The organism is Sporosarcina luteola (assembly GCF_023715535.1).
Classification (GTDB): domain Bacteria; phylum Bacillota; class Bacilli; order Bacillales_A; family Planococcaceae; genus Sporosarcina; species Sporosarcina luteola_B.
Genome location: NZ_JAMBOI010000003.1, coordinates 175223 through 198910 on the forward strand (window position 1 = coordinate 175223; position 23688 = coordinate 198910).

Below are 23688 nucleotides of genomic sequence, written 5' to 3' on the forward strand. Positions count from 1 at the left end.
CGGTTGTTTGTATTTATTAATTAAACTAATTCAATTACTACAACAGGTGCTCCGTCTCCGCGACGTGGTCCCATTTTCATGATACGCGTATAACCGCCTTGGCGATCTGCGTAACGTGGTGCAACGTTATCGAATAGCTTTTGGATTGCATAGATTTCTTTCTCATTGCCTTCTTCATCAGCAGTTGTTACCAACTCACGACGAATGAATTGTGCTGCTTGACGACGTGCATGCAAGTCACCGCGTTTACCAAGAGTAATCATCTTTTCAACGACTGAACGTAATTCTTTCGCACGCGCTTCTGTCGTTTGGATGCGCTCATGCACAATTAGGTCTGTCGCCAAGTCGCGAAGCATTGCTTTACGTTGTGAACTTGTACGTCCAAGTTTTCTGTAACCCATAGAAGTTTCCCTCCTTCAATCTAGTTGATTAATCTTCCGAGCGTAACCCGAGGTTCAACTCGTCCAATTTCGCCTTCACTTCTTCAAGTGATTTACGGCCAAGGTTGCGCACTTTCATCATTTCGTCCTCGGACTTGTTAGCAAGTTCAAGTACTGTATTGATGCCTGCACGTTTCAGGCAGTTATATGAACGGACAGATAGATCAAGCTCTTCGATAGTCATCTCAAGAACTTTCTCTTTCTGGTCTTCTTCTTTTTCCACCATGATTTCAGCAGTTTGTGCTTCGTCAGTCATGCCGACGAAAATATTCAGATGCTCCGTCAGGATTTTTGCTCCGAGCGAAACAGCTTCTTTTGGACCGATGCTGCCATCTGTCCAAATGTCAAACGTCAACTTATCAAAGTTAGTGCTTTGACCTACACGAGTATTCTCTACTTGGAAATTGACGCGTGAAACTGGAGTGTAAATAGAGTCGATCGGAATAACACCAATCGCAAGATCCTCACGTTTGTTTTGATCGGAAGGTGCATACCCTCGGCCCCGAACAGCATACATCCGCATACGCAAATGACCATTCTTGCCCAGTGTAGCGATTTGAAGATCTGGATTCAGCACTTCAACATCACTGTCATGGGTAATATCCGCTGCAGTGACCGTTCCTTCGCCTTTTACATCTATTTCAATCACTTTCTCATCATCCGAATAGATTTTGAGAGCAAGTTTCTTCACATTCAAAATAATTGTTGCAACGTCTTCGACGACACCTTCAATTGTAGAGAATTCATGAAGAACTCCGTCGATCTGGATAGATGTCACGGCAGCTCCTGGCAATGAGGAAAGAAGCACGCGGCGCAAGGAATTCCCTAAAGTGTTTCCGTATCCACGCTCCAATGGTTCAATAATAAATTTACCGAACTTGGAATCTTCGCTGATCATAACTGTTTCAATCTTCGGTTTTTCAATCTCGATCATTCATTTACCCTCCTTCAAAACGTCTAGTATATAGGCCGTTCCATATTGAAATCGATTATCAAAAGAAATCAAAATGCAATCACACAATTCAGTTTTACCAAAAATTGTGCTTTTCAATCAATTGGAGAACAAACCATTATACACGACGACGTTTCGGTGGGCGGCATCCGTTATGCGGAACCGGTGTTACGTCTCTGATTGCAGTTACTTCAAGACCTGCAGCTTGTAGTGAACGGATTGCAGCTTCACGACCAGCACCCGGTCCTTTAACAGTAACCTCCAAAGACTTTAAGCCATGCTCCATAGCAGTTTTGGCAGCAGTTTCAGCAGCCATTTGTGCAGCAAACGGAGTTGATTTACGGGATCCTCTGAATCCTAGTGCACCAGCACTGGACCAAGAAAGAGCATTCCCATGACTATCAGTGATCGTTACGATTGTATTGTTGAACGTCGAACGGATATGTGCAATACCAGTTTCAATATTCTTTTTCACACGACGTTTACGAGTTTGTTGTTTACGTGCCATGTCTACGAAAAACCTCCTTTACCTATTATTTCTTCTTGTTAGCGACAGTCCGTTTAGGACCTTTACGTGTACGTGCGTTGTTTTTCGTGTTTTGTCCACGAACAGGTAATCCACGACGGTGACGGATTCCACGGAAGCTACCGATTTCCATCAAACGTTTGATGTTAAGGGAAGTTTCACGACGAAGGTCCCCTTCAACTTTCAAAGCGTCGATTTGCTCACGGATTTTATCTAGTTCTGCATCAGTAAGATCACGAACCCGTGTTTCTTCAGAAACGCCAGCCCCAGCTAGGACCTTCTGTGCAGTTGTTTTCCCAATTCCAAAAATGTATGTCAATGAAATGACTACGCGCTTATCGCGCGGTACGTCTACACCAGCAATACGTGCCATATAGATTGTGCACCTCCCTTTGTATTAGCCTTGTCTTTGTTTATGTTTTGGATTTTCACAGATTACCATTACTCGGCCGCGTCTGCGAATAACTTTACATTTTTCGCAGATCGGTTTTACAGATGGCCTTACTTTCATCTTACCCAACCTCCTTCAATAGTCCGGAGTTGCAAAAGTTTTATTTAAAACGGTATGTGATACGACCGCGTGTTAAATCATAAGGTGAGAGTTCCATCGTCACTTTGTCGCCAGGCAGGATACGGATAAAGTGCATACGGATCTTGCCTGAAACATGTGCAAGAATCGTATGACCGTTTTCCAATTCCACCTTGAACATCGCGTTCGGCAACGTTTCGACTACGGTACCTTCAACTTCAATTACGTCGTCCTTCGCCATCAATCCTGTCTCCCTTCTATATCCAATAAAGCTCTTAACCATCGAGCGGCAGCAGTCGCCTTCAAAGCTTCCTTCAACATATGTCCGGATTGCATGAGTGATGTTCGAAAGACGTCTGTCACACTTCGTTTCCCGTAAGTCAGTCCCCGACTCTTGTTGTGGAAAATCGCGTCGGAAAAGACACAAACGACAGGATTGCCGTTGGTGCGTTCCATTCTTGCCACATGGTTCCGGACACCTTTTACATTATACCCACCTCGGTGGATATTTGCATTTACAAAGTCCCGAAACTGTGCCGCCAATGGATTATCACCAGTTCCTATACCGGGCACCATATGCTTTTGCAGCTCGTTAATTATACGCTCTTTCCGTGCAACAGTGTGATGCTGCCCGCAATATGGCGTGCATGAATTGCGTCCGGAAAGGATCACTGGCCACTCTCTTGTAGGATAGCGTCCAGATCATTGAAAACAACATTGATGTCTTTTTGTCCATCTATGTTTGTCAGCACACCTTTGTCGTTATAATACGCCAATAGTGGTGCTGTTTGATTCATATTTACTTCCAGACGGTTTGTTACGGTATCCGGATTGTCGTCCGCACGCTGATAAAGTTCTCCGCCATCCTTATCACATTTGCCTTCAACCTTTGGCGGGTTGAATTGCAAATGGTAGGATGTGCCGCAAACTTTACATATTCTGCGACCGGTCAATCTTGCGATAAGTTCATCTTTTTCCACTTTGATGTTGAGAACATGCTCAATTTTCCTGTCCATGTCCGCAAGCAGTGCATCCAATGCTTCTGCCTGAGGAACTGTACGTGGAAAACCATCAAGTAGGAATCCGTTATCACAATCCGATTTGCTTAGTCGTTCACGAACAATGCCAATTGTCACTTCATCAGGAACAAGAGCACCTTGATCCATGAACGATTTTGCCTTGACTCCAAGTTCCGTGCCTTCTGCAATCGCAGCACGGAACATATCGCCTGTAGAAATATGAGGGATTTCGTACTTTTCGACAATTTTATCTGCTTGCGTACCTTTACCGGCACCCGGCAGACCCATTAATACGATATTCATACGTCTTGCCCTCCGTAATTATTCAAAACAGGAGTTCACCAAGGGTCACACCTATTTGGAATATTATTTCATGAACCCTTTGTAATGCCTTTTCACGAGTTGTGATTCAAGCTGTTTCATCGTTTCGAGTGCAACCCCGACGACGATGAGCAAGCTCGTTCCTCCAATTTGTGCGGACTGTGGAAGGTTCGCCAGATTGATGAAGAAAATCGGCATGACTGCAATTGTGGCAAGGAAAAGCGAGCCTACGAATGTCAGTCTGTACAAAGTGCTCGTTAAATAGTTTTGCGTATTTTGTCCTGGACGGATGCCCGGGATATACGCACCTTGCTTTTTCAAATTATCCGCCATATTTTCCGGATTCACCTGGATGAATGCGTAGAAGTATGTGAAAGCAAGGATTAGTGCTACATAAATGATCATCCCGACCGGTTGATTGTAGTCAAACGTCCGTGTAATGAACTTTGTAACACTATTATCACCGAAAAATGCACTCAATTGCTGAGGAGTGATGAAAAACGCCACAGCGAAGATTACCGGAATAACACCTGCAGCATTCAATTTCAACGGTAAGTGCGTTTGTTGTCCGGCCGTCGTCTGTTGACGACCTGTCATACGTTTTGCGTACTGAATCGGAATTTTACGAAGCGCTTCTTGTACATAAACGACTCCGACGATGATCGCAATGATGACGATCAACAATAATGCCATCATAGCAAGACGAATGAACAACGTGTCTCCCGCGTCTTGAATTTGTGTTGCATAGAGTTGGTTCACTGCATTTGGAATAGCTGCAACGATACCCGCGAAGATGATAATGGAAATACCATTACCGACTCCTTTTGCGGTGATCTGCTCACCAAGCCAAAGCAGGAATGATGTACCGGCAGTTAAAACAATCGCGATCATCACATATGTGGAGATCCCTTCGCCAAGGATAAGCGTGCCGCCAAACATTTGGTTAAAGCCGAATGACATGGCGATCGCTTGAATAAAGGCGAGAACGACTGTGAAATATCTTGTGAATTGAGCAAGTTTCCGTCTTCCGACATCCCCTTGCTTCGCCCATTCAGTAAATTTCGGAACAACATCCATCTGCAATAATTGCACAATGATGGAAGCGGTGATGTACGGCATGATTCCCATTGCAAAAATGGAGAACTGCGATAACGCGCCACCGCCGAATATGTTCAGGAAACCAATGAATTGGTTATTTGATTGTTGCAAAGCTGTTGCATCAACGTTCGGGACCGGCACAAACGCACCGAGTCTGAATACGATGAGCACTACTAGTGTGAAAATGATTTTAGACCGAATATCTCTAACGCGCATAAAGTTGGAGATTGTCTGAAACATTAAATCACCTCTGCTTGCCCGCCCGCTTTCTCGATGGCTTCTTTAGCAGAAGCAGAGAATTTATGAGCTTTGACAGTAATCTTTTTTTCAAGAGTCCCATTTCCAAGAATCTTAATTCCTGATTTTTCATTGCTCACGATTCCAGTTTCAATTAGCAATTCAGGCGAAACTTCGGTACCTTCGTCAAAACGGTTCAGTACGTCCAAATTCACGATTGCATATTCTTTACGATTGATGTTCGTAAATCCACGCTTCGGAAGTCGTTGGAAAAGTGGAATTTGTCCACCCTCGAATCCAAGACGGACACCGCCGCCGGAGCGAGCGTTTTGTCCTTTATGACCTTTACCGGAAGTTTTACCTGTACCGGAACCGATTCCACGACCAATGCGTTTACGTGCTTTACGTGCGCCTTCAGCTGGCTTCATATCGTGTAATTTCATCTTATCGGCACCTCCTTATATCGAAAATGTGCATTATTGTTCTTTAACAGTGACTAAGTGGCTAACCTTGCTGATCATGCCACGGATTGCTACATTGTCTTGATGTTCAACTGTCTGGTTCAACTTACGCAGACCGAGAGCTTCAACTGTTTTACGTTGTGCTGGCTTTGAGCCGATTACACTTTTCGTAAGGGTGATTTCAAGTTTGTTCGCCATAGTGTTTCCCCCCTTAACCTAACAGTTCTTCTACGGATTTACCGCGCAATTTAGCAACCTCTTCAGCGCGTTTCAAATTCTTCAATCCTTCAATTGTTGCACGGACCATGTTGATCGGCGTGCTTGACCCCAAGGATTTTGAAAGGATATCCGTGATTCCTGCAAGTTCAAGTACCGCACGGACAGGTCCTCCGGCGATTACTCCTGTACCAGGTGCTGCCGGTTTGATAAGGATTTGACCTGCACCGAAACGTCCAATAATTTCGTGTGGAGTCGTTCCTTTAACCATTGGCACTTCGATCAAGTTCTTCTTCGCATCTTCGATTGCTTTACGGATAGCATCAGGAACCTCTTGCGCTTTCCCTGTTCCAAAACCGACGCGGCCGTTTTTATCGCCGACAACGACAAGTGCTGTGAAGCGGAAACGACGTCCACCCTTTACCACTTTCGCTACGCGGTTGATCGTTACTACGCGTTCTTCGAATTCACTTCTATTCTGATCATTACGACGCATGAAATATGTCCCTCCTTCTTAATTAAAATTCAAGTCCATTTTCGCGTGCTGCGTCTGCAAGAGCTTTCACACGGCCGTGGAATAGGTATCCGCCACGGTCGAAAACAACCGATTTGACATCCTTTTCAACGGCTTTCTTCGCGATCATCTCGCCGACTTTAGCTGCTGCTTCAGCATTCGCCTTAGAGTCCATATCGAACCCTTTATCCATAGTGGAAGCACTAGCAATCGTAACGCCATTCATATCGTCGATTAGTTGTGCATAGATATGTTTGTTTGAACGATAAACATTCAAGCGTGGACGCGCTGGAGTTCCGCTGATTTTCGTACGCACACGTGCGTGACGTTTTTTGCGGACAGCGTTCTTATCTTGTTTCGTGATCATCGTGGTCACTCCTTCCGAATGCCTTTACGCGGCATTATTTACCTGTTTTTCCTTCTTTACGACGGATAATTTCGCCTTCGTACTTAATACCTTTACCTTTATACGGCTCAGGTGGACGTACTTTACGAATGTTAGAAGCCAATGCACCGACGCGCTCTTTGTTAATACCGCGAACGATGATTTTCGTATTAGCAGGTACTTCAACTGTAACTCCTTCTTCCGGTGTAAACTCAACCGGGTGGGAGTAACCTACGTTCAATACAAGCTTTGTGCCTTGAAGCTGTGCACGGTAACCAACCCCGACAAGTTCAAGTGTACGTTCAAAACCTTTTGATACACCAGTTACCATATTGTCCAGAAGGGAACGAGTAGTTCCGTGGATGGAACGGTGTTCTTTCGATTCAGATGGGCGAGTCAAAGTGATGACGTTGCCTTCCTGTTCGATTTTAATATCAGTGTTAAATGTATTTGTAAGTTCGCCTTTCGGGCCTTTAACAGTGACTTCGTTGTTATCAGAGATAGTAACTGTCACGTTTTCAGGTACCTCGATCGGACGTTTACCAATTCGGGACATCCTATTGCACCTCCATTCAATTGTTACAGATTACCAAACGTAAGCTACGACTTCTCCGCCTACTTGTTTCGCGCGTGCTTCCTTATCAGTAAGGACACCGTTCGACGTGGATACAAGGGCGATACCAAGGCCATTCAAAACTTTAGGTACTTCATTTGTTTTAGCATAAACACGAAGACCAGGTTTTGAGATACGTTTAAGACCAGTGATAACACGCTCGTTGTTTTGACCATATTTAAGGAAAATGCGGATAATGCCTTGTTTGCTATCTTCCACATATTCAACATCGCGGACGAAACCTTCACGTTTCAAGATTTCAGCGATTTCTTTTTTCATATTTGAAGCAGGTACCTCAAGCTTCTCGTGACGAACCATGTTCGCGTTACGGATGCGTGTAAGCATATCTGCGATAGGATCACTCATTGTCATTCCATTAACCTCCTTCCCAAGTTAGGGGATTACCAACTAGCTTTTTTAACGCCAGGAATTTGTCCCTTATATGCGAGTTCTCGGAAACAAATACGGCAAAGTTTAAATTTACGATATACGGAGTGCGGACGACCACATCGCTCGCAACGTGTATATTCTTGAACCTTGAACTTTTGCGTACGTTTCTGTTTAACGATCATTGATTTCTTAGCCACGTTTTCGCCTCCCTCTAGTTTACTTTTGGAACGGCATGCCGAACTGCGTTAGCAACTCGCGTGCTTCTTCATCAGAGTTAGCAGTCGTAACGATGACGATATCCATTCCTCGTACTTTAGATACTTTATCGTAGTCGATTTCAGGGAAAATCAGCTGTTCTTTCACACCAAGTGTGTAGTTGCCGCGACCGTCGAATGATTTTTTCGAAACGCCTCGGAAGTCACGAACACGTGGAAGTGAAACTGAGATCAGCTTGTCCAGGAATTCATACATACGTTCACCGCGCAATGTAACTTTTGCTCCAATCGGCATTCCTTCACGAAGACGGAATCCAGCGATTGATTTTTTCGCTTTTGTTACAACTGGTTTTTGACCGGAAATAATCGTTAGATCTTCTACTGCCGCGTCAAGCGCTTTTGTATTTTGAACAGCATCACCAACACCCATGTTGATGACGATTTTATCTACTTTTGGTACTTGCATTACTGAAGTATATTCAAACTTGCTCATAAGAGCAGGTGTGACTTCTTTCGAAAATTTCTCTTTTAATCGGCTCATCAGTTGGACCTCCTTTCATCCATTACTCATTTGTCCAGTGCTTCACCGGATTTTTTAGCAATACGAATCTTTTTGCCATCTACAATTTTGTATCCTACGCGAGTAGGCTCGCCTGTTTTAGGATCGATTGGCATGACGTTGGATACATGGATAGCTGCCTCTTGGCTGACGATTCCGCCTTGAGGATTTGCTTGGTTTGGCTTTGTATGTTTCTTAACAATGTTGACGCCTTCTACAAGCACGCGATCCTTCTTAGGGAAAGCAGCTAAGATTACTCCGGTCTTACCTTTGTCTTTTCCGGTGATGACCATAACTTTATCGCCTTTTTTAACGTGCATTTCATCGCACCTCCTTGATTGGCACTGTCATGTGATTAAAGAACTTCTGGAGCTAGTGAAATAATTTTCATGAAGTTGCTGTCGCGCAATTCGCGTGCAACCGGTCCGAAAATACGTGTTCCACGTGGGCTCTTGTCATCACGGATGATAACACATGCGTTTTCGTCGAACGTAATGTAGGAGCCATCTTTACGACGTACTCCGCTTTTCGTGCGGACGATAACAGCTTTGACAACGTCGCCTTTCTTGACAACGCCACCTGGTGTTGCTTTTTTCACTGTTACAACAACGATGTCCCCGATATTAGCAGTTTTACGACCTGTTCCACCAAGTACTTTAATTGTTAGAACTTCACGTGCACCTGAGTTATCGGCAACTTTCATACGGCTTTCTTGTTGAATCATTGAGGCTACCTCCTCTCGGAATTTACTTTCCGAACGATATTAGATGATGACCGCTTTTTCGACAATCTCGATAAGGCGGAAACGTTTTGTAGCTGAAAGTGGACGAGTTTCCATAATGCGAACTACATCGCCGATTTTCGCTTCATTCAGTTCGTCATGGGCCTTGAATTTCTTCGAGTACTTTACACGTTTTCCGTATAAAGTATGTTTTTTATGTGTCTCTACCATTACGGTAACCGTTTTATCCATTTTGTCGGATACTACACGGCCTGTATATACTTTGCGCTGGTTACGCTCAGTCATGGCTGCAACCTCCTTCATCAGTTATTTGCACTGATCTCTCTTTGACGTATTACAGTTTTCATGCGCGCAATCGATTTGCGTACTTCACGGATGCGTGCAGTGTTTTCTAATTGTCCTGTCGCTAATTGGAAGCGAAGGTTGAAAAGCTCTTCTTTCAGTGATTTCACTTTTTGCTCGATTTCTGCAGTTGTTAAGTCACGGATTTCTTTAGCTTTCATTAGATTCACCACCAATTTCTTCACGTTTTACAAACTTGCTCTTCACGGGCAGTTTGTGAGATGCGAGACGAAGTGCTTCACGAGCAACCTCTTCTGACACACCTGCGATTTCAAACATTACGCGACCTGGTTTTACTACTGCCACCCAGCCTTCTACAGCACCTTTACCGGAACCCATCCGGACTTCAAGAGGCTTTTTCGTATATGGCTTGTGTGGGAAAATGTTGATCCATACTTTACCGCCACGTTTCATGTAACGTGTCATTGCGATACGAGCGGATTCGATTTGGCGGTTCGTGATCCAACCTGACTCAGTTGCTTGCAGGCCAAACTCACCGAATTGCACAGATGCTCCGCCTTTTGTAGTTCCGCGCATTTTACCACGGAATACACGACGATATTTAACGCGTTTAGGCATTAACATAATTAGTTGCCTCCTTCCCCAGAGTTCTTCTTCACTGGAAGGACTTCTCCCCGGTAAATCCATACTTTTACGCCAAGCTTACCATATGTAGTGTCAGCTTCTGCGTGTGCATAGTCAATGTCTGCACGTAATGTATGAAGGGGAACAGTACCTTCACTGTAGTGTTCCGCACGAGCGATGTCAGCACCGCCAAGACGTCCGGAAACTTGAGTTTTAATTCCTTTTGCACCAGAACGGATTGTACGTTGGATTGCTTGTTTTTGAGCACGACGGAATGAAACACGGCTTTCCAATTGGCGTGCGATTGATTCTGCAACCAATTTCGCGTCAAGATCAGCACGTTTGATTTCTACAATATTGATGTGTACACGCTTGCCAGTGATATCATTCAACGATTTACGAAGTGCTTCGACTTCAGAACCGCCTTTACCGATCACCATACCCGGCTTCGCAGTGTGGATTGTAATATTGACACGCTTTGCTGCACGTTCGATTTCCACTTTGGAAACTGCTGCGTCAACAAGGCGTTTTTCGATGTACTCACGGATTTTCAAGTCTTCGTGTAAAAGAGTCGCATAGTCTTTCTCTGCATACCATTTCGAATCCCAGTCACGAATGATGCCAACCCGTAAACCATTAGGATGTACTTTTTGACCCACGAATTACCCCTCCTTCTTTTCGGATACCACTACTGTAATGTGGCTAGTACGTTTGTTGATCGCACTTGCACGACCTTGTGCTCGTGGACGGAAACGTTTCATTGTTGGACCTTCATCAACGAAAACTTCGCTGACGATCATGTTCTCAACATCCATCTCATAGTTGTGTTCAGCGTTAGCGATTGCTGATTTCAATACTTTTTCTACAACCGGCGATGCCGCTTTAGGCGTCAGGCGTAGAATCGCGACAGCTTCACCGATTTTCTTGCCCCGGATAAGATCAACGACCAAACGGACTTTGCGAGGAGCAATACGGACTGTGCGGGCAGTAGCTTTTGCTTGTTGCATCAGAATAACCTCCTCTCAATTAACGTCTTGTTTTCTTATCGTCAGCGCCATGACCTTTATATGTGCGCGTTGGTACGAATTCACCGAGTTTGTGACCAACCATATCTTCAGTCACATAGACAGGTACGTGCTTGCGTCCGTCATATACAGCAATAGTCAATCCGATGAAGGATGGGAAAATTGTGGAACGGCGAGACCAAGTTTTAATGACCTGTTTCTTTTGTGCATCTTTTTGAGCGTCGACCTTTTTTAGTAGATGATCATCTGCAAAAGGTCCTTTCTTCAAGCTGCGGCCCATGGAAAAACCTCCCTCCGTGATGAGTGTACTACGGTCCTCTTATCGAACCGCAGTGTCATCACATTATTTTTTACGGCGACGAACGATAAGTTTGTCGGATTTGTTGTTTTTCTTACGAGTTTTGAAACCAAGAGTTGGTTTACCCCAAGGTGTAACTGGGCTTGGACGACCGATTGGAGTACGTCCTTCACCACCACCGTGCGGGTGATCGTTAGGGTTCATGACAGATCCACGTACAGTTGGACGTTTGCCCATCCAGCGTGAACGACCTGCTTTACCGATGTTGATCAATTCGTGTTGCTCGTTACCTACTTGACCGATTGTAGCACGGCAAGTTGATAGGATCATACGAACTTCTCCAGATTGCAGACGGATGATTACGTATTTGCCTTCACGTCCTAGAAGCTGAGCGGATGTACCTGCAGAACGTACCAACTGTCCACCTTTACCTGGTTTCATTTCGATGTTGTGGATTGTAGAACCCATCGGAATGTTTTCAAGTGGAAGAGCGTTCCCTACGCGGATGTCCGCTTCAGGTCCTGACATGACAGTCATGCCCACTTCCAAACCTTTTGGAGCAAGGATATAACGTTTTTCTCCATCAACGTAGTTGATTAGAGCGATATTAGCAGAACGGTTCGGATCGTATTCGATCGTAGCAACGCGTCCTGGAATGCCATCTTTCCGACGTTGGAAATCGATGACACGGTATTGGCGCTTATGGCCTCCACCTTGGTGACGAACAGTAGTCCTACCTTGGTTGTTACGGCCGCCTTTCCGTTTTACCGGTTCAAGCAATGATTTTTCAGGCTTATCTGTAGTGATTGCAGAGAAGTCAGAGCTAGTCATGTTACGACGTCCGTTGGAGGTAGGTTTGTATTTCTTAATCGCCATTGGTGTTCCCTCCTTTGTTTATTTACGAGTCAATTAGATTTCGAATAGTTCGATGTCTTTTGAATCAGCAGTCAACGTTACGATCGCTTTGCGGCGTTTGTTTGTGTAGCCAGCATGCTTGCCCATACGTTTGAACTTGCCTTTGTAGTTTTGTACGTTGACTTTCTCAACTTTTACTCCGAAGATTTCTTCGATAGCTTGCTTCACATGTGTTTTGTTAGCGCGAGTATCGATTTCGAAAGTGTACTTTTTAAATTCCATTTGTTCTGAAGAACGCTCGGTAATGACCGGACGTTTTAGGACATCACGTGCTTCCATTAACCAAGCACCTCCTCAATTTTTTGGACTGCATCTTTTGTGATGACAAGCTTGTCATGAGCAACAAGGTCAAGAACGTTGATGCTGTTTGCTGTAACAACACTGATTCCAGGGATGTTTCGAGCGGACAATGCCACCGCTTCGTCAAGATCAGCTGTTACGAACAATGCTTTTCTATCAATAGAAAGATCTGTAAGGACCTTTGTAAATTCTTTTGTTTTTGGTGCGTCGAATGTAAGTGCGTCCAATACGATGATTTCCTCATCGCGTACTTTCGTAGAAAGTGCTGAAAGGAGTGCCAAACGACGGACTTTCTTAGGAAGCTTGTAGCTGTAGCTTCTTTGAGATGGACCAAATACGATACCGCCTCCACGCCATTGTGGTGAACGGATTGAACCTTGACGTGCACGTCCAGTTCCTTTTTGGCGCCATGGTTTACGGCCACCGCCAGCAACTTCCGCGCGAGTTTTTACTTTATGGTTCCCTTGGCGCAATGATGCGCGTTGTTGAACCAATGCTTCAAATAGGACAGCTTCATTTGGCTCGATTCCGAAAATCGCTTCGTTCAATTCGATATCGCCAACTGAAGAACCTGTCTGACTTAGTACGGATACTTTAGGCATTATGTTTCCTCCTTCCTTTAAGAATTAGTTCCCTTTGATTGCGCTTTTCACTGTGATCAGTGATTTGCGTGCTCCTGGAACATTACCTTTAATTAGTAGCAAGTTACGCTCAGCGTCAACTCGTACGATTTCAAGGTTTTGGATCGTCACAGTGTCTCCACCAGTACGTCCCGGTAATTTTTTACCTTTGAATACACGTTGTCCGTCAACCGCACCTAGTGAACCTGGTGCACGGTGGAATCGGGAACCGTGACTCATTGGTCCGCGTGAGTAACCGTGGCGTTTAATAACACCTTGGAACCCTTTACCTTTTGATACTCCTGTAATGTCGACGATATCGCCTTCAGCGAATGTATCGACTTTGACTTCCTGACCAACTTCATACCCAGCTACATCAAATCCGCGGAATTCGCGAATGAAGCGCTTAGGTGCCGTTTCAGCTTTTGCAACGTGGCCTTTTTCAGGTTTGTTTGCAAGCTTTTCACGTTTGTCGTCGAATCCAAGCTGGATTGCTTCGTAGCCGTCTGTTTCGTTCGTCTTCTTTTGAAGAACAACGTTTGGAGCAGCTTCAATCACAGTAACTGGAATGAGATCGCCGTTTTCAGCAAAAATTTGCGTCATGCCGACTTTTCTCCCTAAGATTCCTTTGGTCATTTGTCACACCTCCTGATTTTAGTAAGTTTTATTTTATCGATTAAAGTTTGATTTCAATGTCAACGCCAGATGGTAGATCGAGTTTCATCAACGCATCGACAGTTTGTGGTGTCGGGTTAACGATATCGATAAGACGTTTATGCGTACGCATTTCGAACTGCTCGCGCGAATCTTTGTACTTATGTACCGCACGAAGTACTGTATAAACAGATCTTTCAGTTGGAAGTGGAATCGGACCTGACACGCTTGCACCTGAACGTTTTGCTGTTTCTACAATCTTTTCAGCTGACTGATCAAGAATTCTGTGATCATATGCTTTTAAACGGATACGAATCTTCTGTTTTGCCATTATTTTCCCTCCTTCTCGCCTATTTTCTAGACATTCTCCACGAAAATTTCCCACACACTTGCCATGGCAAAGCGGCCGGGTGTGTCGGCAACCTCTCGCTTCATCGCAGTCAAAGACCAACATTCAACATTATACACAATGAAAAAGAATCCCGCAACCCTTTTGGTGAAATTCTTTTCGCAGCTTTTTAATTATAATAGGATGCTACTCATAATACAACTGTTTTGTAGGATTTTGAGTGAAAAATAGCTTGGATTTGAACGAATCGTAGCTTTGTTTGTAATATAGGGATCGTTGAGGTTAGTTTATTGTATTGGTAGCAGATAGGAATGAGTTGTTTGGATGCGTGATGGTTTGCTTTGGACGCGCAGGCAGCTTCTTTGGACGCGGGACAGCTTGCTTTGGACGTGCGGGCGGCTTCTTTGGACGCGGAACAGCTTACTTTGGACGTGCGGGTGGCTTCTTTGGACGCGGAACAGCTTACTTTGGACGCGCAGGCGGCTTCTTTGGACGCGGAACAGCTTACTTTGGACGTGCAAAACCTCGTTATGGACGTACAACAGCTCGCTTTAGGCGCGGAACGCCTTACTTTGGACGCGGGAGCGAATTACTTTGAGCACGATGCAGCCCGCTTTGGGCGTGGGAGTGTCCTCTTTGATCGCAAAGCAACTGACTTTGTGCGTAGGAGTGTTCACTTTGAGCTCGTTTTACCGCGGCTGCACTCCATGATCAGTCCCACATAAAGTCGCGCCAAATGCCTTCGACTAATTTAAAGTTTCACCAAAAGAAAAACCCCGCATGATCAGTGCGGGGTTTTATCGTTTATTACTTTTCGATTGTTGCTACAACGCCAGCGCCTACTGTACGTCCACCTTCACGGATTGAGAATTTAGTACCTTCTTCAATCGCGATTGGAGCGATAAGTTCAACTGTCATTTCAACGTTGTCGCCAGGCATAACCATTTCCACGCCTTCTGGAAGTTGGATGATACCAGTTACGTCAGTTGTACGGAAGTAGAACTGTGGGCGGTAGTTAGAGAAGAATGGAGTGTGACGTCCACCCTCTTCTTTTGAAAGAACGTATACTTCTGATTTGAATTTAGTATGTGGAGTGATTGTACCTGGTTTAGCAAGTACTTGTCCACGCTCGATGTCTTCACGGGAAACTCCACGAAGAAGTGCACCGATGTTGTCGCCAGCTTCTGCATAGTCAAGAAGCTTACGGAACATTTCAACACCTGTTACAGTAGTTGATTTTGGCTCTTCAGTCAAACCGATGATGTCTACAACGTCACCGATTTTAACTACTCCACGCTCAACACGTCCAGTAGCAACTGTACCACGGCCTGTGATTGAGAATACGTCCTCAACAGGCATCATGAATGGTTTTTCAGTGTCACGTGGTGGTGTTGGGATGTACTCGTCAACAGCGTTCATAAGCTCAACGATTTTCTCTTCCCACTCAGGCTCACCTTCAAGTGCTTTAAGAGCAGAACCTTTGATGACAGGAATGTCGTCGCCAGGGAACTCATACTCAGAAAGAAGGTCACGGATTTCCATTTCGACTAGCTCAAGAAGCTCTTCGTCGTCAACCATGTCACATTTGTTCATGAATACAACTAGGTAAGGAACACCTACTTGACGTGAAAGAAGGATGTGCTCACGAGTTTGTGGCATTGGGCCGTCAGCTGCAGAAACAACTAGGATCCCGCCGTCCATTTGTGCTGCACCAGTGATCATGTTCTTAACGTAGTCAGCGTGACCTGGGCAGTCAACGTGCGCGTAGTGGCGCTTTTCTGTTTCATACTCGATGTGTGAAGTATTGATTGTGATTCCACGCTCTTTTTCTTCTGGCGCGTTATCAACGTCAGCGTATGATTTCGCTGTTCCACCCATTTTTTTCGAAAGAACTGTTGCGATTGCAGCAGTCAAAGTTGTTTTACCATGGTCAACGTGACCGATTGTTCCAACGTTAGCATGCTCCTTGGAGCGATCGAATTTCTCTTTACCCATTGTGGAATTCCTCCTTAAAAATATGAATGTTTTTTAGTTTTTATAAGCATGGATGCTGGAGAAGCAATTCCCTCCAACTATCCATATCTTACAAGTAATCAATGATGGAAACAAGGATGAATATTAATTATTCACCTTTATTTTTCTTGATGACTTCTTCTGCAACTGATTTCGGAACATCTTCATAGTGATCGAATGACATGGAGAATACTCCACGACCTTGTGTATTCGAACGAAGTGAAGTTGCGTAACCGAACATCTCTGCAAGTGGAACCATTGCACGGACAACTTGTGCGTTACCGCGAGCGTCCATACCTTCCACGCGACCACGGCGTGATGTGATATCACCCATGATGTCGCCCATGTATTCTTCAGGAATGATAACTTCAACTTTCATCATCGGCTCAAGAAGAACTGGGTTACATTTTGCAGCTGCATTTTTAAGTGCCATGGAAGCAGCGATCTTGAACGCCATCTCGTTGGAGTCGACGTCATGGTAAGAGCCATCGAATAGACGAGCTTTTACGTCGATCAACGGATAACCTGCAAGAACACCATTGTTCAAGGAATCACGAACTCCCGCTTCAACGGATCCGATGTATTCACGAGGAACAACACCACCGACGACAGCGTTGACGAATTCGAAACCTTTTCCTTCTTCGTTTGGCGAGAACTCGATCCAAACGTGACCGTATTGACCACGACCACCGGATTGACGAACGAACTTCCCTTCAACTTCCGCAGCAGTACGGAATGTTTCACGGTAAGAAACTTGTGGTGCACCTACGTTTGCATCTACCTTGAACTCACGACGTAGACGGTCAACGATGATATCGAGGTGAAGTTCACCCATACCAGCGATGATGACTTCGCCTGTTTCTTGGTCAGTGTGCGCACGGAAAGTCGGGTCTTCCTCTTGCAATTTCGCAAGGGCGTTACCCATCTTATCTTGGTCACCTTTAGTTTTCGGTTCGATTGCAACAGAGATAACCGGTTCTGGGAAATCCATGGACTCAAGGATGATCGGTGCTTTGTCGTCACAAAGCGTGTCACCTGTTCCAGTATCTTTCAAACCGACTGCCGCTGCAATTTCGCCAGAATGTACTTCAGCGATTTCTTCACGGGAGTTTGCGTGCATTTGCAGGATACGCCCTACACGCTCACGCTTACCTTTTGAAGAGTTCATAACATATGAACCTGACTGAAGAACTCCAGAATATACACGGAAGAATGTAAGCTTACCGACATAAGGGTCTGTCATAACTTTGAACGCTAGAGCAGAAAACGGCTCTTCGTCGCTTGAATGACGCTCTTCTTCTGCTTCCGTATCCGGGTTAGTACCCATCATTGGAGGAATATCGATTGGTGATGGCAAGTAGTCGACAACTGCGTCGAGGACTAATTGAACACCTTTGTTTTTGAAAGCCGTACCGCACACAACTGGGTAGAACTCTACCGCAAGTGTCGCTTTACGGATAGCATTTTTAATCTCAGGGATTGTCAACTCTTCGCCGCCGAGGTATTTTTCCATGAGGTCTTCATCGAAATCTACGATCGCTTCGATTAATTTTTCACGGTACTCTTCAGCTTGCTCAAGGTACTCTGCCGGAATATCACCAACGGTAACATCTGTTCCCAGGTCATTACCGTACATAGTCGCTTTCATTTCAACAAGGTCAATGATGCCGCTGAAATTATCCTCAGCACCGATTGGAAGTTGGATAGGAACAGCATTTGCTTGTAGACGATCATGAAGAGTGCCTACAGAGTAAAGGAAGTCCGCACCTGTTTTATCCATCTTGTTAACGAAAACAAGACGTGGAACTTTGTAGTTTGTCGCTTGACGCCAAACAGTTTCCGTTTGTGGTTCAACGCCCGATTGAGCGTCAAGTACCGTTACAGCACCATCCAATACACGAAGTGAACGTTCAACTTCAACAGTGAAGTCTACGTGTCCTGGTGTATCGATGATGTTAACACGGTGGCCTTTCCATGCAGCTGTTGTCGCAGCAGAAGTGATCGTGATTCCACGCTCTTGCTCCTGCTCCATCCAGTCCATTTGGGAAGCCCCTTCGTGCGTTTCACCAATCTTATGGATCTTACCTGTGTAAAAAAGGATCCGCTCAGTCGTCGTCGTCTTACCGGCGTCGATGTGAGCCATGATACCAATGTTACGAGTATTCTCTAAGGAGAACTCTCTAGCCATTTTGTATAACTCCTTCCGTTTCGGATTAAGGTGTCAATCAATCACGCATAAGCGCGAATAGTAGATAAACCGTCCGATCTTACCAGCGATAGTGAGCGAATGCTTTGTTCGCTTCTGCCATCTTGTGCATTTCTTCACGGCGTTTCACGGAAGCACCTGTGTTGTTGGAAGCATCAAGGATTTCATTCGCAAGACGTTCTTCCATCGTTTTCTCACCACGTGAGCGGGAGTAGTTCACAAGGTAACGCAAACCGAGAGTTGTACGGCGTTCAGGGCGAACTTCGACCGGAACTTGGTAGTTCGCACCACCGACACGGCGAGCACGTACTTCAAGCACTGGCATAACATTGTTCAATGCTGCTTCAAATACTTCTATAGGGTCTTTACCTGAGCGTTCTTGAACAAGTTCAAACGCACCATAGAGGATTTTTTGTGATGTACCTTTTTTACCGTCTACCATCATTTTGTTGATAAGACGAGTGACAAGCTTGGAATTGTAAATTGGATCCGGTAATACGTCGCGTTTTGCAACAGGACCTTTACGAGGCATATTGTTTTCCTCCTTTCGAAATGATCATTCCGTTATTAGTTTTTCTTTGCTTTAGGTTTTTTCGCACCGTATTGTGAACGGCTTTGCATACGGCCAGTTACACCAGCAGTATCAAGTGCACCACGAACGATATGGTAACGAACACCCGGTAAGTCTTTTACACGTCCTCCGCGGATAAGAACAACGCTGTGCTCTTGAAGGTTGTGACCTTCACCAGGGATATATGCGTTAACTTCCAAAGTGTTTGTCAAACGTACACGCGCATATTTACGAAGAGCCGAGTTTGGTTTCTTCGGAGTCATTGTACCCACACGAGTACAAACACCTCTTTTTTGTGGCGAGTTGACGTTAGTCATCGACTTTTTGAAGCTGTTATAGCTTTTTCCGAGTGCTGGTGCCTTGGAACTGTCCGATTTCGATTTACGAGGTTTACGGACCAATTGGTTAATTGTAGGCATCGGATTTCCTCCTTTCACTGTGCTTTTTGTAAGACCACACATCCAGGTGGTTCATTTTTGGGGTAAAAACAAAGTCTTTGTGTGTTTCATCACACAAAAACTATTATACAGTAATGGCGACGACGGACGCACCGACTTGAATGCCGCATGCCAGACCGAGCTTTTCCCTCGAATCGACATAACTCACTTGGATGCCATGTTTGGCTGCTTCACCGATTACCGGTTCGATCAGCTTCTCTTCGACATCTTTCGCAATGACGACTTCCTTCACCACGCCAGATTTTATCGCTTTCACTGTTTGCTTTGTACCGATGATTGTCTTCTTTGCCTGCTCGACTTTTTCATAAGACATTCGTACATCCTCCAAAGTACAGACATTCAACTATCAACCTTTTGTATATTACCATCTACAAAGATGCATGTCAACAATTAATAAAAAATGGGGAGAGGAAATTTTCTCTCCCCATTCAAATATCACTTACTCAATTACCGCAGCTGTCGCCTGTTCTTCTTGCTCCATCTTGATCTGGCGATAGCGTTGCATGCCCGTTCCGGCTGGAACAAGCTTACCGATGATGACGTTCTCCTTAAGGCCGAGCAATTCATCCGTTTTTCCTTTGATTGCCGCATCTGTTAGGACGCGAGTCGTTTCTTGGAAGGATGCTGCCGACAAGAAGGATTCGGTTTCAAGCGATGCTTTCGTAATACCGAGAATGACCGGACGTGATGTAGCCGGCACTTTCCCGCTTTTCAATACTTTGGCGTTCGCTTCGGCGAATTGGTGGATGTCAAGCAACGAGCCCGGAAGTAGATCCGTGTCGCCCGCTTCGATGACGCGCACTTTGCGAAGCATTTGGCGTACCATCACTTCAACGTGCTTATCACCGATTTCAACACCTTGCATACGGTATACTTTTTGAACTTCTTTTAGAAGGTATTCTTGTACAGTCGCTACGTCTTTGACAACGATCAATTCTTTCGGATCGATGGAACCTTCAGTAATGCTGTCCCCGCGATCGATTGAATCGCCGACTTGCACTTTCAAGCGGGCATTGTATGGAGCGAGATATTTACGCGTCTCGACTTCCCCTTGAATCGTAATTTCCTTCTGGCCTTCACGGATTTCGTCAATCTCGGTGACTTCACCTTTGATTTCAGAGATGACCGCTTGCCCTTTCGGATTCCGGGATTCGAAAATCTCCTGGATACGCGGAAGACCGGATGTGATGTCATCGCCGGCAACTCCACCTGTATGGAATGTACGCATCGTCAGCTGTGTACCAGGCTCACCGATTGATTGCGCAGCGATGATTCCGACCGCTTCACCAACTTCAACCGTTTCCCCTGTCGCAAGATTGATGCCGTAACATTTTTTACAAACACCGTGTTTTGTATTACAAGTGAACGCAGAGCGGATTGTAATTGTTTCGATGCCAGCGCTGATGATTTCATTTGAAAGATCGGCAGTGATAAGACCATCTTTCGGAACAATCACTTCGCCCGTTTCCGGATGACGGATCGTTTTCTTCGTATGACGGCCTTCAATACGCTCTTCCAACGTTTCGATGACTTCTGTTCCTTCGGTAAGCGCGCTGATTTGCAGACCTCTGTCCGTTCCGCAATCGTCTTCGCGTACGATGACATCTTGCGCAACGTCTACGAGACGGCGTGTCAAGTAACCGGAGTCGGCAGTTTTCAACGCTGTATCCGCAAGACCTTTACGGGCACCGTGAGTGGAAATGAAGTACTCGAGTACTGTCAATCCTTCACGGAACGAAGACTTGATCGGCAACTCGATGATCCGTCCTGCCGGGTTGGCCATCAGTCCCCGCATTCCCGCGAGCTGTGTAAAGTTGGACGCGTTACCACGGGCACCTGAGTCACTCATCATGTAAATAGGGTTTGTATTTTCAAGAGAGTCCATCAGTTTATCCTGTATGACGTCCTTTGCATTGCTCCAGTAGGAGATGACACGGTCATAACGCTCTTCCTCCGTAATGAGACCACGGCGGAATTGCTGCGTCACTTTATCCACTTTGTCTTGAGCTTCTTTCAAGATGTCGTCTTTGTTCGGCAATACGACGATATCTGAAATACCGACCGTGATGCCTGCGCGAGTTGAATATTTAAAGCCTAGGTTCTTCATCCGATCAAGCATTCTTGAAGTTTCCGTAATATGGAACTTCTTGAAGATTTCCGCGATGATGTTTCCAAGGATCTTTTTACGGAACGGAAGGACGATCTCCGCGTTTTGAATATGTTCTCTAATATTAACTGTTCCATCGATGAAGTATTTATCCGGCGTTTCAATCTGTAGATTATGATCCGTCGGTTCATTGATGTATGGGAACGTCTCAGGAAGGATTTCATTGAAAATGAGCTTCCCGATTGTTGTTAATAAAAGCTTGCGGTTCTGTTCTTCCGTGAATGTAGGGTTGTTCAAAGAACCAGCTTGGACGGCGATCCTCGTATGCAAATGGACATGACCTGTTTGATATGCAATCAAAGCCTCGTTCATATTGCTGAAAATCGACCCTTCGCCGATGGACCCTTCCCTTTCCAACGTAAGGTAGTAGTTGCCCAACACCATATCCTGTGATGGAGTAACGACTGGCTTACCGTCTTTCGGGTTCAGGATGTTTTGCGCTGCAAGCATAAGCAGACGCGCTTCAGCTTGAGCCTCTGCTGAAAGCGGAACGTGAACAGCCATTTGGTCTCCGTCGAAGTCGGCGTTATAAGCCGTACATACGAGTGGATGAAGCTGAATGGCACGGCCTTCGACCAATAACGGTTCGAATGCCTGAATTCCAAGTCTATGAAGGGTAGGAGCACGGTTCAGTAAGACCGGATGCTCTTTGATGACGTCTTCAAGGACATCCCAAACTTCAGAATGCAAACGTTCAATCTTGCGTTTCGCACTCTTGATGTTATGTGCCAGTCCGCGTTCGACCAATTCCTTCATAACGAAAGGCTTGAACAATTCAATGGCCATCTCTTTCGGAAGGCCGCATTGATACATTTTCAAGTTCGGTCCAACAACGATAACTGAACGGCCGGAATAATCGACCCGTTTACCCAATAGGTTTTGACGGAAGCGACCTTGCTTCCCTTTCAACATGTGGGAGAGGGATTTCAACGGACGATTTCCTGGTCCTGTAACCGGACGTCCGCGTCGCCCATTATCAACGAGCGCATCGACAGCTTCCTGGAGCATACGTTTTTCGTTCTGCACGATGATGCCAGGTGCGCCAAGGTCAAGAAGACGCTTCAATCGGTTATTCCGGTTAATGACTCTCCGGTAAAGATCGTTCAAATCGGATGTGGCAAAACGGCCGCCATCCAACTGAACCATCGGACGCAATTCAGGAGGGATGACCGGCAACACTTCAAGAACCATCCATTCAGGACGGTTTCCGGAGTTACGGAAAGATTCGACGACTTCCAAGCGTCTGATCGCACGTGTACGACGTTGACCTTGAACTGTCTTCAACTCTTCCTTCAGACTTTCCGTTTCTTTGTCCAAATCAATTGCCCTCAATAGTTGCTCAATCGCCTCTGCCCCCATGAGCGCCTGGAATTTAGAACCATACTTTTCACGGTAGAGCCTGAATTCCTTCTCGGAAAGCAATTGTTTTCGTTCAAGTGGCGTGTCCGCCGGATCGACAACGACGTAGGATGCGAAATAAATGATTTCTTCCAGCGCACGCGGTGTCATATCAAGAATAAGACCCATTCTGCTCGGGATGCCTTTGAAATACCAAATGTGCGTGACAGGTGCTGCAAGTTCGATATGCCCCATACGTTCACGGCGCACTTTTTGCCTAGTCACTTCAACGCCGCATCGATCACAGACGACGCCTTTGTAACGGACGCGTTTATATTTCCCGCAATGACATTCCCAGTCTTTCGTAGGTCCGAAGATCCTTTCACAGAACAGACCGTCTTTCTCGGGCTTTAACGTACGATAGTTGATCGTTTCGGGCTTTTTCACTTCACCGTAAGACCAAGAACGAATTTTATCCGGTGAAGCAAGGCCGATTTTCATATACTCAAAATTGTTTACATCTATCAAGGAGCCTACCTCCCTCTTATCTTATCTCCGCGATGGACTCACATCTTTATTAGTAAGATAGAGGAGCGTTCCGAGCTCCCCTATCCAATTGCACAAACTATA

The 23688-nt window shown here is 45.4% G+C and carries 37 protein-coding genes; 1 reads left to right on the top strand and 36 read right to left on the bottom strand.

Annotation, left to right across the window (positions count from 1 at the left end; genetic code table 11):
* Positions 1 to 20: 20 nt before the first annotated feature.
* The 30 genes from rplQ to rpsJ all read right to left on the bottom strand — a co-directional run bounded on the left by rplQ (position 21) and on the right by rpsJ (position 14287).
* Entirely contained in the window at positions 21 to 401 is a 381-nt protein-coding gene (rplQ, locus tag M3191_RS07925; RefSeq protein WP_251627905.1) for a 50S ribosomal protein L17, read from the bottom strand.
* Positions 402 to 429: 28 nt separating this feature from the next.
* Positions 430 to 1374, bottom strand: coding sequence for a DNA-directed RNA polymerase subunit alpha (locus M3191_RS07930; RefSeq protein WP_251627903.1), 945 nt, complete (start codon positions 1372 to 1374; stop codon positions 430 to 432).
* A gap of 136 nt (positions 1375 to 1510) precedes the next feature.
* Positions 1511 to 1900, bottom strand: coding sequence for a 30S ribosomal protein S11 (gene rpsK, locus M3191_RS07935; RefSeq protein ID WP_009499031.1), 390 nt, complete (start codon positions 1898 to 1900; stop codon positions 1511 to 1513).
* A gap of 25 nt (positions 1901 to 1925) precedes the next feature.
* Entirely contained in the window at positions 1926 to 2291 is a 366-nt protein-coding gene (gene rpsM, locus M3191_RS07940; RefSeq protein ID WP_251627901.1) for a 30S ribosomal protein S13, read from the bottom strand.
* Positions 2292 to 2315: 24 nt separating this feature from the next.
* Entirely contained in the window at positions 2316 to 2429 is a 114-nt protein-coding gene (gene rpmJ / locus M3191_RS07945) for a 50S ribosomal protein L36 (protein WP_076758849.1), read from the bottom strand.
* A gap of 40 nt (positions 2430 to 2469) precedes the next feature.
* Positions 2470 to 2688 carry a translation initiation factor IF-1 gene (infA, locus tag M3191_RS07950; protein WP_060203457.1) on the bottom strand — a complete coding sequence of 73 codons (219 nt, stop codon included), beginning with the start codon at positions 2686 to 2688 and terminating at the stop codon, positions 2470 to 2472.
* Positions 2688 to 3119, bottom strand: a complete 432-nt coding sequence (locus M3191_RS07955) for a hypothetical protein (protein WP_251699688.1) — start codon at positions 3117 to 3119, stop codon at positions 2688 to 2690. Before M3191_RS07955 ends, infA begins: the two co-directional genes overlap by 1 nt.
* On the bottom strand, positions 3116 to 3769 hold the full coding sequence (locus M3191_RS07960) for an adenylate kinase (protein WP_251699690.1): 654 nt from the start codon (positions 3767 to 3769) through the stop codon (positions 3116 to 3118). The genes M3191_RS07955 and M3191_RS07960 overlap by 4 nt, the downstream gene beginning before the upstream one ends.
* Positions 3770 to 3832: 63 nt before the next feature.
* Positions 3833 to 5125, bottom strand: a complete 1293-nt coding sequence (gene secY, locus M3191_RS07965; protein ID WP_251699692.1) for a preprotein translocase subunit SecY — start codon at positions 5123 to 5125, stop codon at positions 3833 to 3835.
* Positions 5125 to 5565 (bottom strand): 50S ribosomal protein L15, encoded by a 441-nt coding sequence (gene rplO, locus M3191_RS07970; protein WP_251627893.1) that lies wholly within the window; start codon positions 5563 to 5565, stop codon positions 5125 to 5127. The genes secY and rplO overlap by 1 nt, the downstream gene beginning before the upstream one ends.
* Positions 5566 to 5598: 33 nt before the next feature.
* Entirely contained in the window at positions 5599 to 5781 is a 183-nt protein-coding gene (rpmD, locus tag M3191_RS07975; protein ID WP_251695508.1) for a 50S ribosomal protein L30, read from the bottom strand.
* Between the two features lie 13 nt (positions 5782 to 5794).
* Entirely contained in the window at positions 5795 to 6295 is a 501-nt protein-coding gene (rpsE, locus tag M3191_RS07980; RefSeq protein WP_060203444.1) for a 30S ribosomal protein S5, read from the bottom strand.
* Between the two features lie 22 nt (positions 6296 to 6317).
* Positions 6318 to 6680 carry a 50S ribosomal protein L18 gene (rplR, locus tag M3191_RS07985; RefSeq protein ID WP_251627892.1) on the bottom strand — a complete coding sequence of 121 codons (363 nt, stop codon included), beginning with the start codon at positions 6678 to 6680 and terminating at the stop codon, positions 6318 to 6320.
* A 34-nt stretch (positions 6681 to 6714) separates the two neighbouring features.
* Positions 6715 to 7254 carry a 50S ribosomal protein L6 gene (gene rplF / locus M3191_RS07990; RefSeq protein WP_251695509.1) on the bottom strand — a complete coding sequence of 180 codons (540 nt, stop codon included), beginning with the start codon at positions 7252 to 7254 and terminating at the stop codon, positions 6715 to 6717.
* Positions 7255 to 7284: 30 nt separating this feature from the next.
* On the bottom strand, positions 7285 to 7683 hold the full coding sequence (rpsH, locus tag M3191_RS07995) for a 30S ribosomal protein S8 (RefSeq protein WP_251699700.1): 399 nt from the start codon (positions 7681 to 7683) through the stop codon (positions 7285 to 7287).
* 29 nt (positions 7684 to 7712) lie between these two features.
* A complete protein-coding gene (locus M3191_RS08000; RefSeq protein ID WP_230498276.1) occupies positions 7713 to 7898 on the bottom strand; it encodes a type Z 30S ribosomal protein S14 in 186 nt (61 codons plus the stop codon).
* Positions 7899 to 7917: 19 nt separating this feature from the next.
* The gene (gene rplE / locus M3191_RS08005) at positions 7918 to 8457 is read right to left on the bottom strand and encodes a 50S ribosomal protein L5 (RefSeq protein ID WP_251695510.1); all 540 of its coding nucleotides are present in this window, start codon (positions 8455 to 8457) and stop codon (positions 7918 to 7920) included.
* 26 nt (positions 8458 to 8483) lie between these two features.
* Positions 8484 to 8795: a 50S ribosomal protein L24 gene (gene rplX / locus M3191_RS08010; RefSeq protein WP_251627886.1), complete on the bottom strand. Its 312-nt coding sequence runs from the start codon at positions 8793 to 8795 to the stop codon at positions 8484 to 8486.
* Between the two features lie 35 nt (positions 8796 to 8830).
* Positions 8831 to 9199 carry a 50S ribosomal protein L14 gene (rplN, locus tag M3191_RS08015; RefSeq protein WP_060203431.1) on the bottom strand — a complete coding sequence of 123 codons (369 nt, stop codon included), beginning with the start codon at positions 9197 to 9199 and terminating at the stop codon, positions 8831 to 8833.
* A gap of 39 nt (positions 9200 to 9238) precedes the next feature.
* Complete coding sequence (rpsQ, locus tag M3191_RS08020; protein WP_251695512.1) at positions 9239 to 9502, bottom strand: 30S ribosomal protein S17; 264 nt, start codon at positions 9500 to 9502, stop codon at positions 9239 to 9241.
* 17 nt (positions 9503 to 9519) lie between these two features.
* Entirely contained in the window at positions 9520 to 9720 is a 201-nt protein-coding gene (rpmC, locus tag M3191_RS08025) for a 50S ribosomal protein L29 (protein WP_009499049.1), read from the bottom strand.
* Positions 9710 to 10144, bottom strand: a complete 435-nt coding sequence (gene rplP / locus M3191_RS08030; RefSeq protein WP_060203427.1) for a 50S ribosomal protein L16 — start codon at positions 10142 to 10144, stop codon at positions 9710 to 9712. Before rplP ends, rpmC begins: the two co-directional genes overlap by 11 nt.
* Positions 10145 to 10146: 2 nt before the next feature.
* A complete protein-coding gene (gene rpsC, locus M3191_RS08035) occupies positions 10147 to 10803 on the bottom strand; it encodes a 30S ribosomal protein S3 (protein ID WP_251695514.1) in 657 nt (218 codons plus the stop codon).
* Positions 10804 to 10806: 3 nt separating this feature from the next.
* Positions 10807 to 11151 (bottom strand): 50S ribosomal protein L22, encoded by a 345-nt coding sequence (gene rplV, locus M3191_RS08040; protein WP_060203423.1) that lies wholly within the window; start codon positions 11149 to 11151, stop codon positions 10807 to 10809.
* 19 nt (positions 11152 to 11170) lie between these two features.
* The gene (gene rpsS / locus M3191_RS08045; RefSeq protein WP_147057454.1) at positions 11171 to 11449 is read right to left on the bottom strand and encodes a 30S ribosomal protein S19; all 279 of its coding nucleotides are present in this window, start codon (positions 11447 to 11449) and stop codon (positions 11171 to 11173) included.
* A gap of 63 nt (positions 11450 to 11512) precedes the next feature.
* On the bottom strand, positions 11513 to 12343 hold the full coding sequence (gene rplB, locus M3191_RS08050; protein WP_251699702.1) for a 50S ribosomal protein L2: 831 nt from the start codon (positions 12341 to 12343) through the stop codon (positions 11513 to 11515).
* 33 nt (positions 12344 to 12376) lie between these two features.
* On the bottom strand, positions 12377 to 12661 hold the full coding sequence (rplW, locus tag M3191_RS08055) for a 50S ribosomal protein L23 (RefSeq protein ID WP_251699704.1): 285 nt from the start codon (positions 12659 to 12661) through the stop codon (positions 12377 to 12379).
* Positions 12661 to 13284, bottom strand: coding sequence for a 50S ribosomal protein L4 (rplD, locus tag M3191_RS08060; RefSeq protein ID WP_251699706.1), 624 nt, complete (start codon positions 13282 to 13284; stop codon positions 12661 to 12663). The genes rplW and rplD overlap by 1 nt, the downstream gene beginning before the upstream one ends.
* 24 nt (positions 13285 to 13308) lie before the next feature.
* Positions 13309 to 13938 (bottom strand): 50S ribosomal protein L3, encoded by a 630-nt coding sequence (rplC, locus tag M3191_RS08065; RefSeq protein ID WP_251699708.1) that lies wholly within the window; start codon positions 13936 to 13938, stop codon positions 13309 to 13311.
* Positions 13939 to 13978: 40 nt separating this feature from the next.
* A complete protein-coding gene (gene rpsJ, locus M3191_RS08070) occupies positions 13979 to 14287 on the bottom strand; it encodes a 30S ribosomal protein S10 (RefSeq protein WP_060203412.1) in 309 nt (102 codons plus the stop codon).
* A 359-nt stretch (positions 14288 to 14646) separates the two neighbouring features.
* On the opposite strand from rpsJ, the gene M3191_RS08075 reads away from it, so the two are divergent.
* Entirely contained in the window at positions 14647 to 15030 is a 384-nt protein-coding gene (locus M3191_RS08075; protein ID WP_251699710.1) for a hypothetical protein, read from the top strand.
* A gap of 82 nt (positions 15031 to 15112) precedes the next feature.
* Here M3191_RS08075 and tuf read toward each other — a convergent pair whose 3' ends face one another.
* The 6 genes from tuf to rpoC all read right to left on the bottom strand — a co-directional run bounded on the left by tuf (position 15113) and on the right by rpoC (position 23586).
* On the bottom strand, positions 15113 to 16300 hold the full coding sequence (tuf, locus tag M3191_RS08080; protein WP_251695520.1) for an elongation factor Tu: 1188 nt from the start codon (positions 16298 to 16300) through the stop codon (positions 15113 to 15115).
* Between the two features lie 127 nt (positions 16301 to 16427).
* Positions 16428 to 18506, bottom strand: coding sequence for an elongation factor G (fusA, locus tag M3191_RS08085; RefSeq protein WP_251699719.1), 2079 nt, complete (start codon positions 18504 to 18506; stop codon positions 16428 to 16430).
* A 79-nt stretch (positions 18507 to 18585) separates the two neighbouring features.
* Positions 18586 to 19056, bottom strand: a complete 471-nt coding sequence (rpsG, locus tag M3191_RS08090) for a 30S ribosomal protein S7 (RefSeq protein WP_251627862.1) — start codon at positions 19054 to 19056, stop codon at positions 18586 to 18588.
* Between the two features lie 35 nt (positions 19057 to 19091).
* Positions 19092 to 19514, bottom strand: coding sequence for a 30S ribosomal protein S12 (gene rpsL, locus M3191_RS08095; protein ID WP_251699721.1), 423 nt, complete (start codon positions 19512 to 19514; stop codon positions 19092 to 19094).
* A 103-nt stretch (positions 19515 to 19617) separates the two neighbouring features.
* Positions 19618 to 19866, bottom strand: a complete 249-nt coding sequence (locus tag M3191_RS08100) for a ribosomal L7Ae/L30e/S12e/Gadd45 family protein (protein ID WP_251699723.1) — start codon at positions 19864 to 19866, stop codon at positions 19618 to 19620.
* A 126-nt stretch (positions 19867 to 19992) separates the two neighbouring features.
* Positions 19993 to 23586 (bottom strand): DNA-directed RNA polymerase subunit beta', encoded by a 3594-nt coding sequence (gene rpoC, locus M3191_RS08105; RefSeq protein WP_285853265.1) that lies wholly within the window; start codon positions 23584 to 23586, stop codon positions 19993 to 19995.
* Between the last annotated feature and the right edge of the window lie 102 nt (positions 23587 to 23688).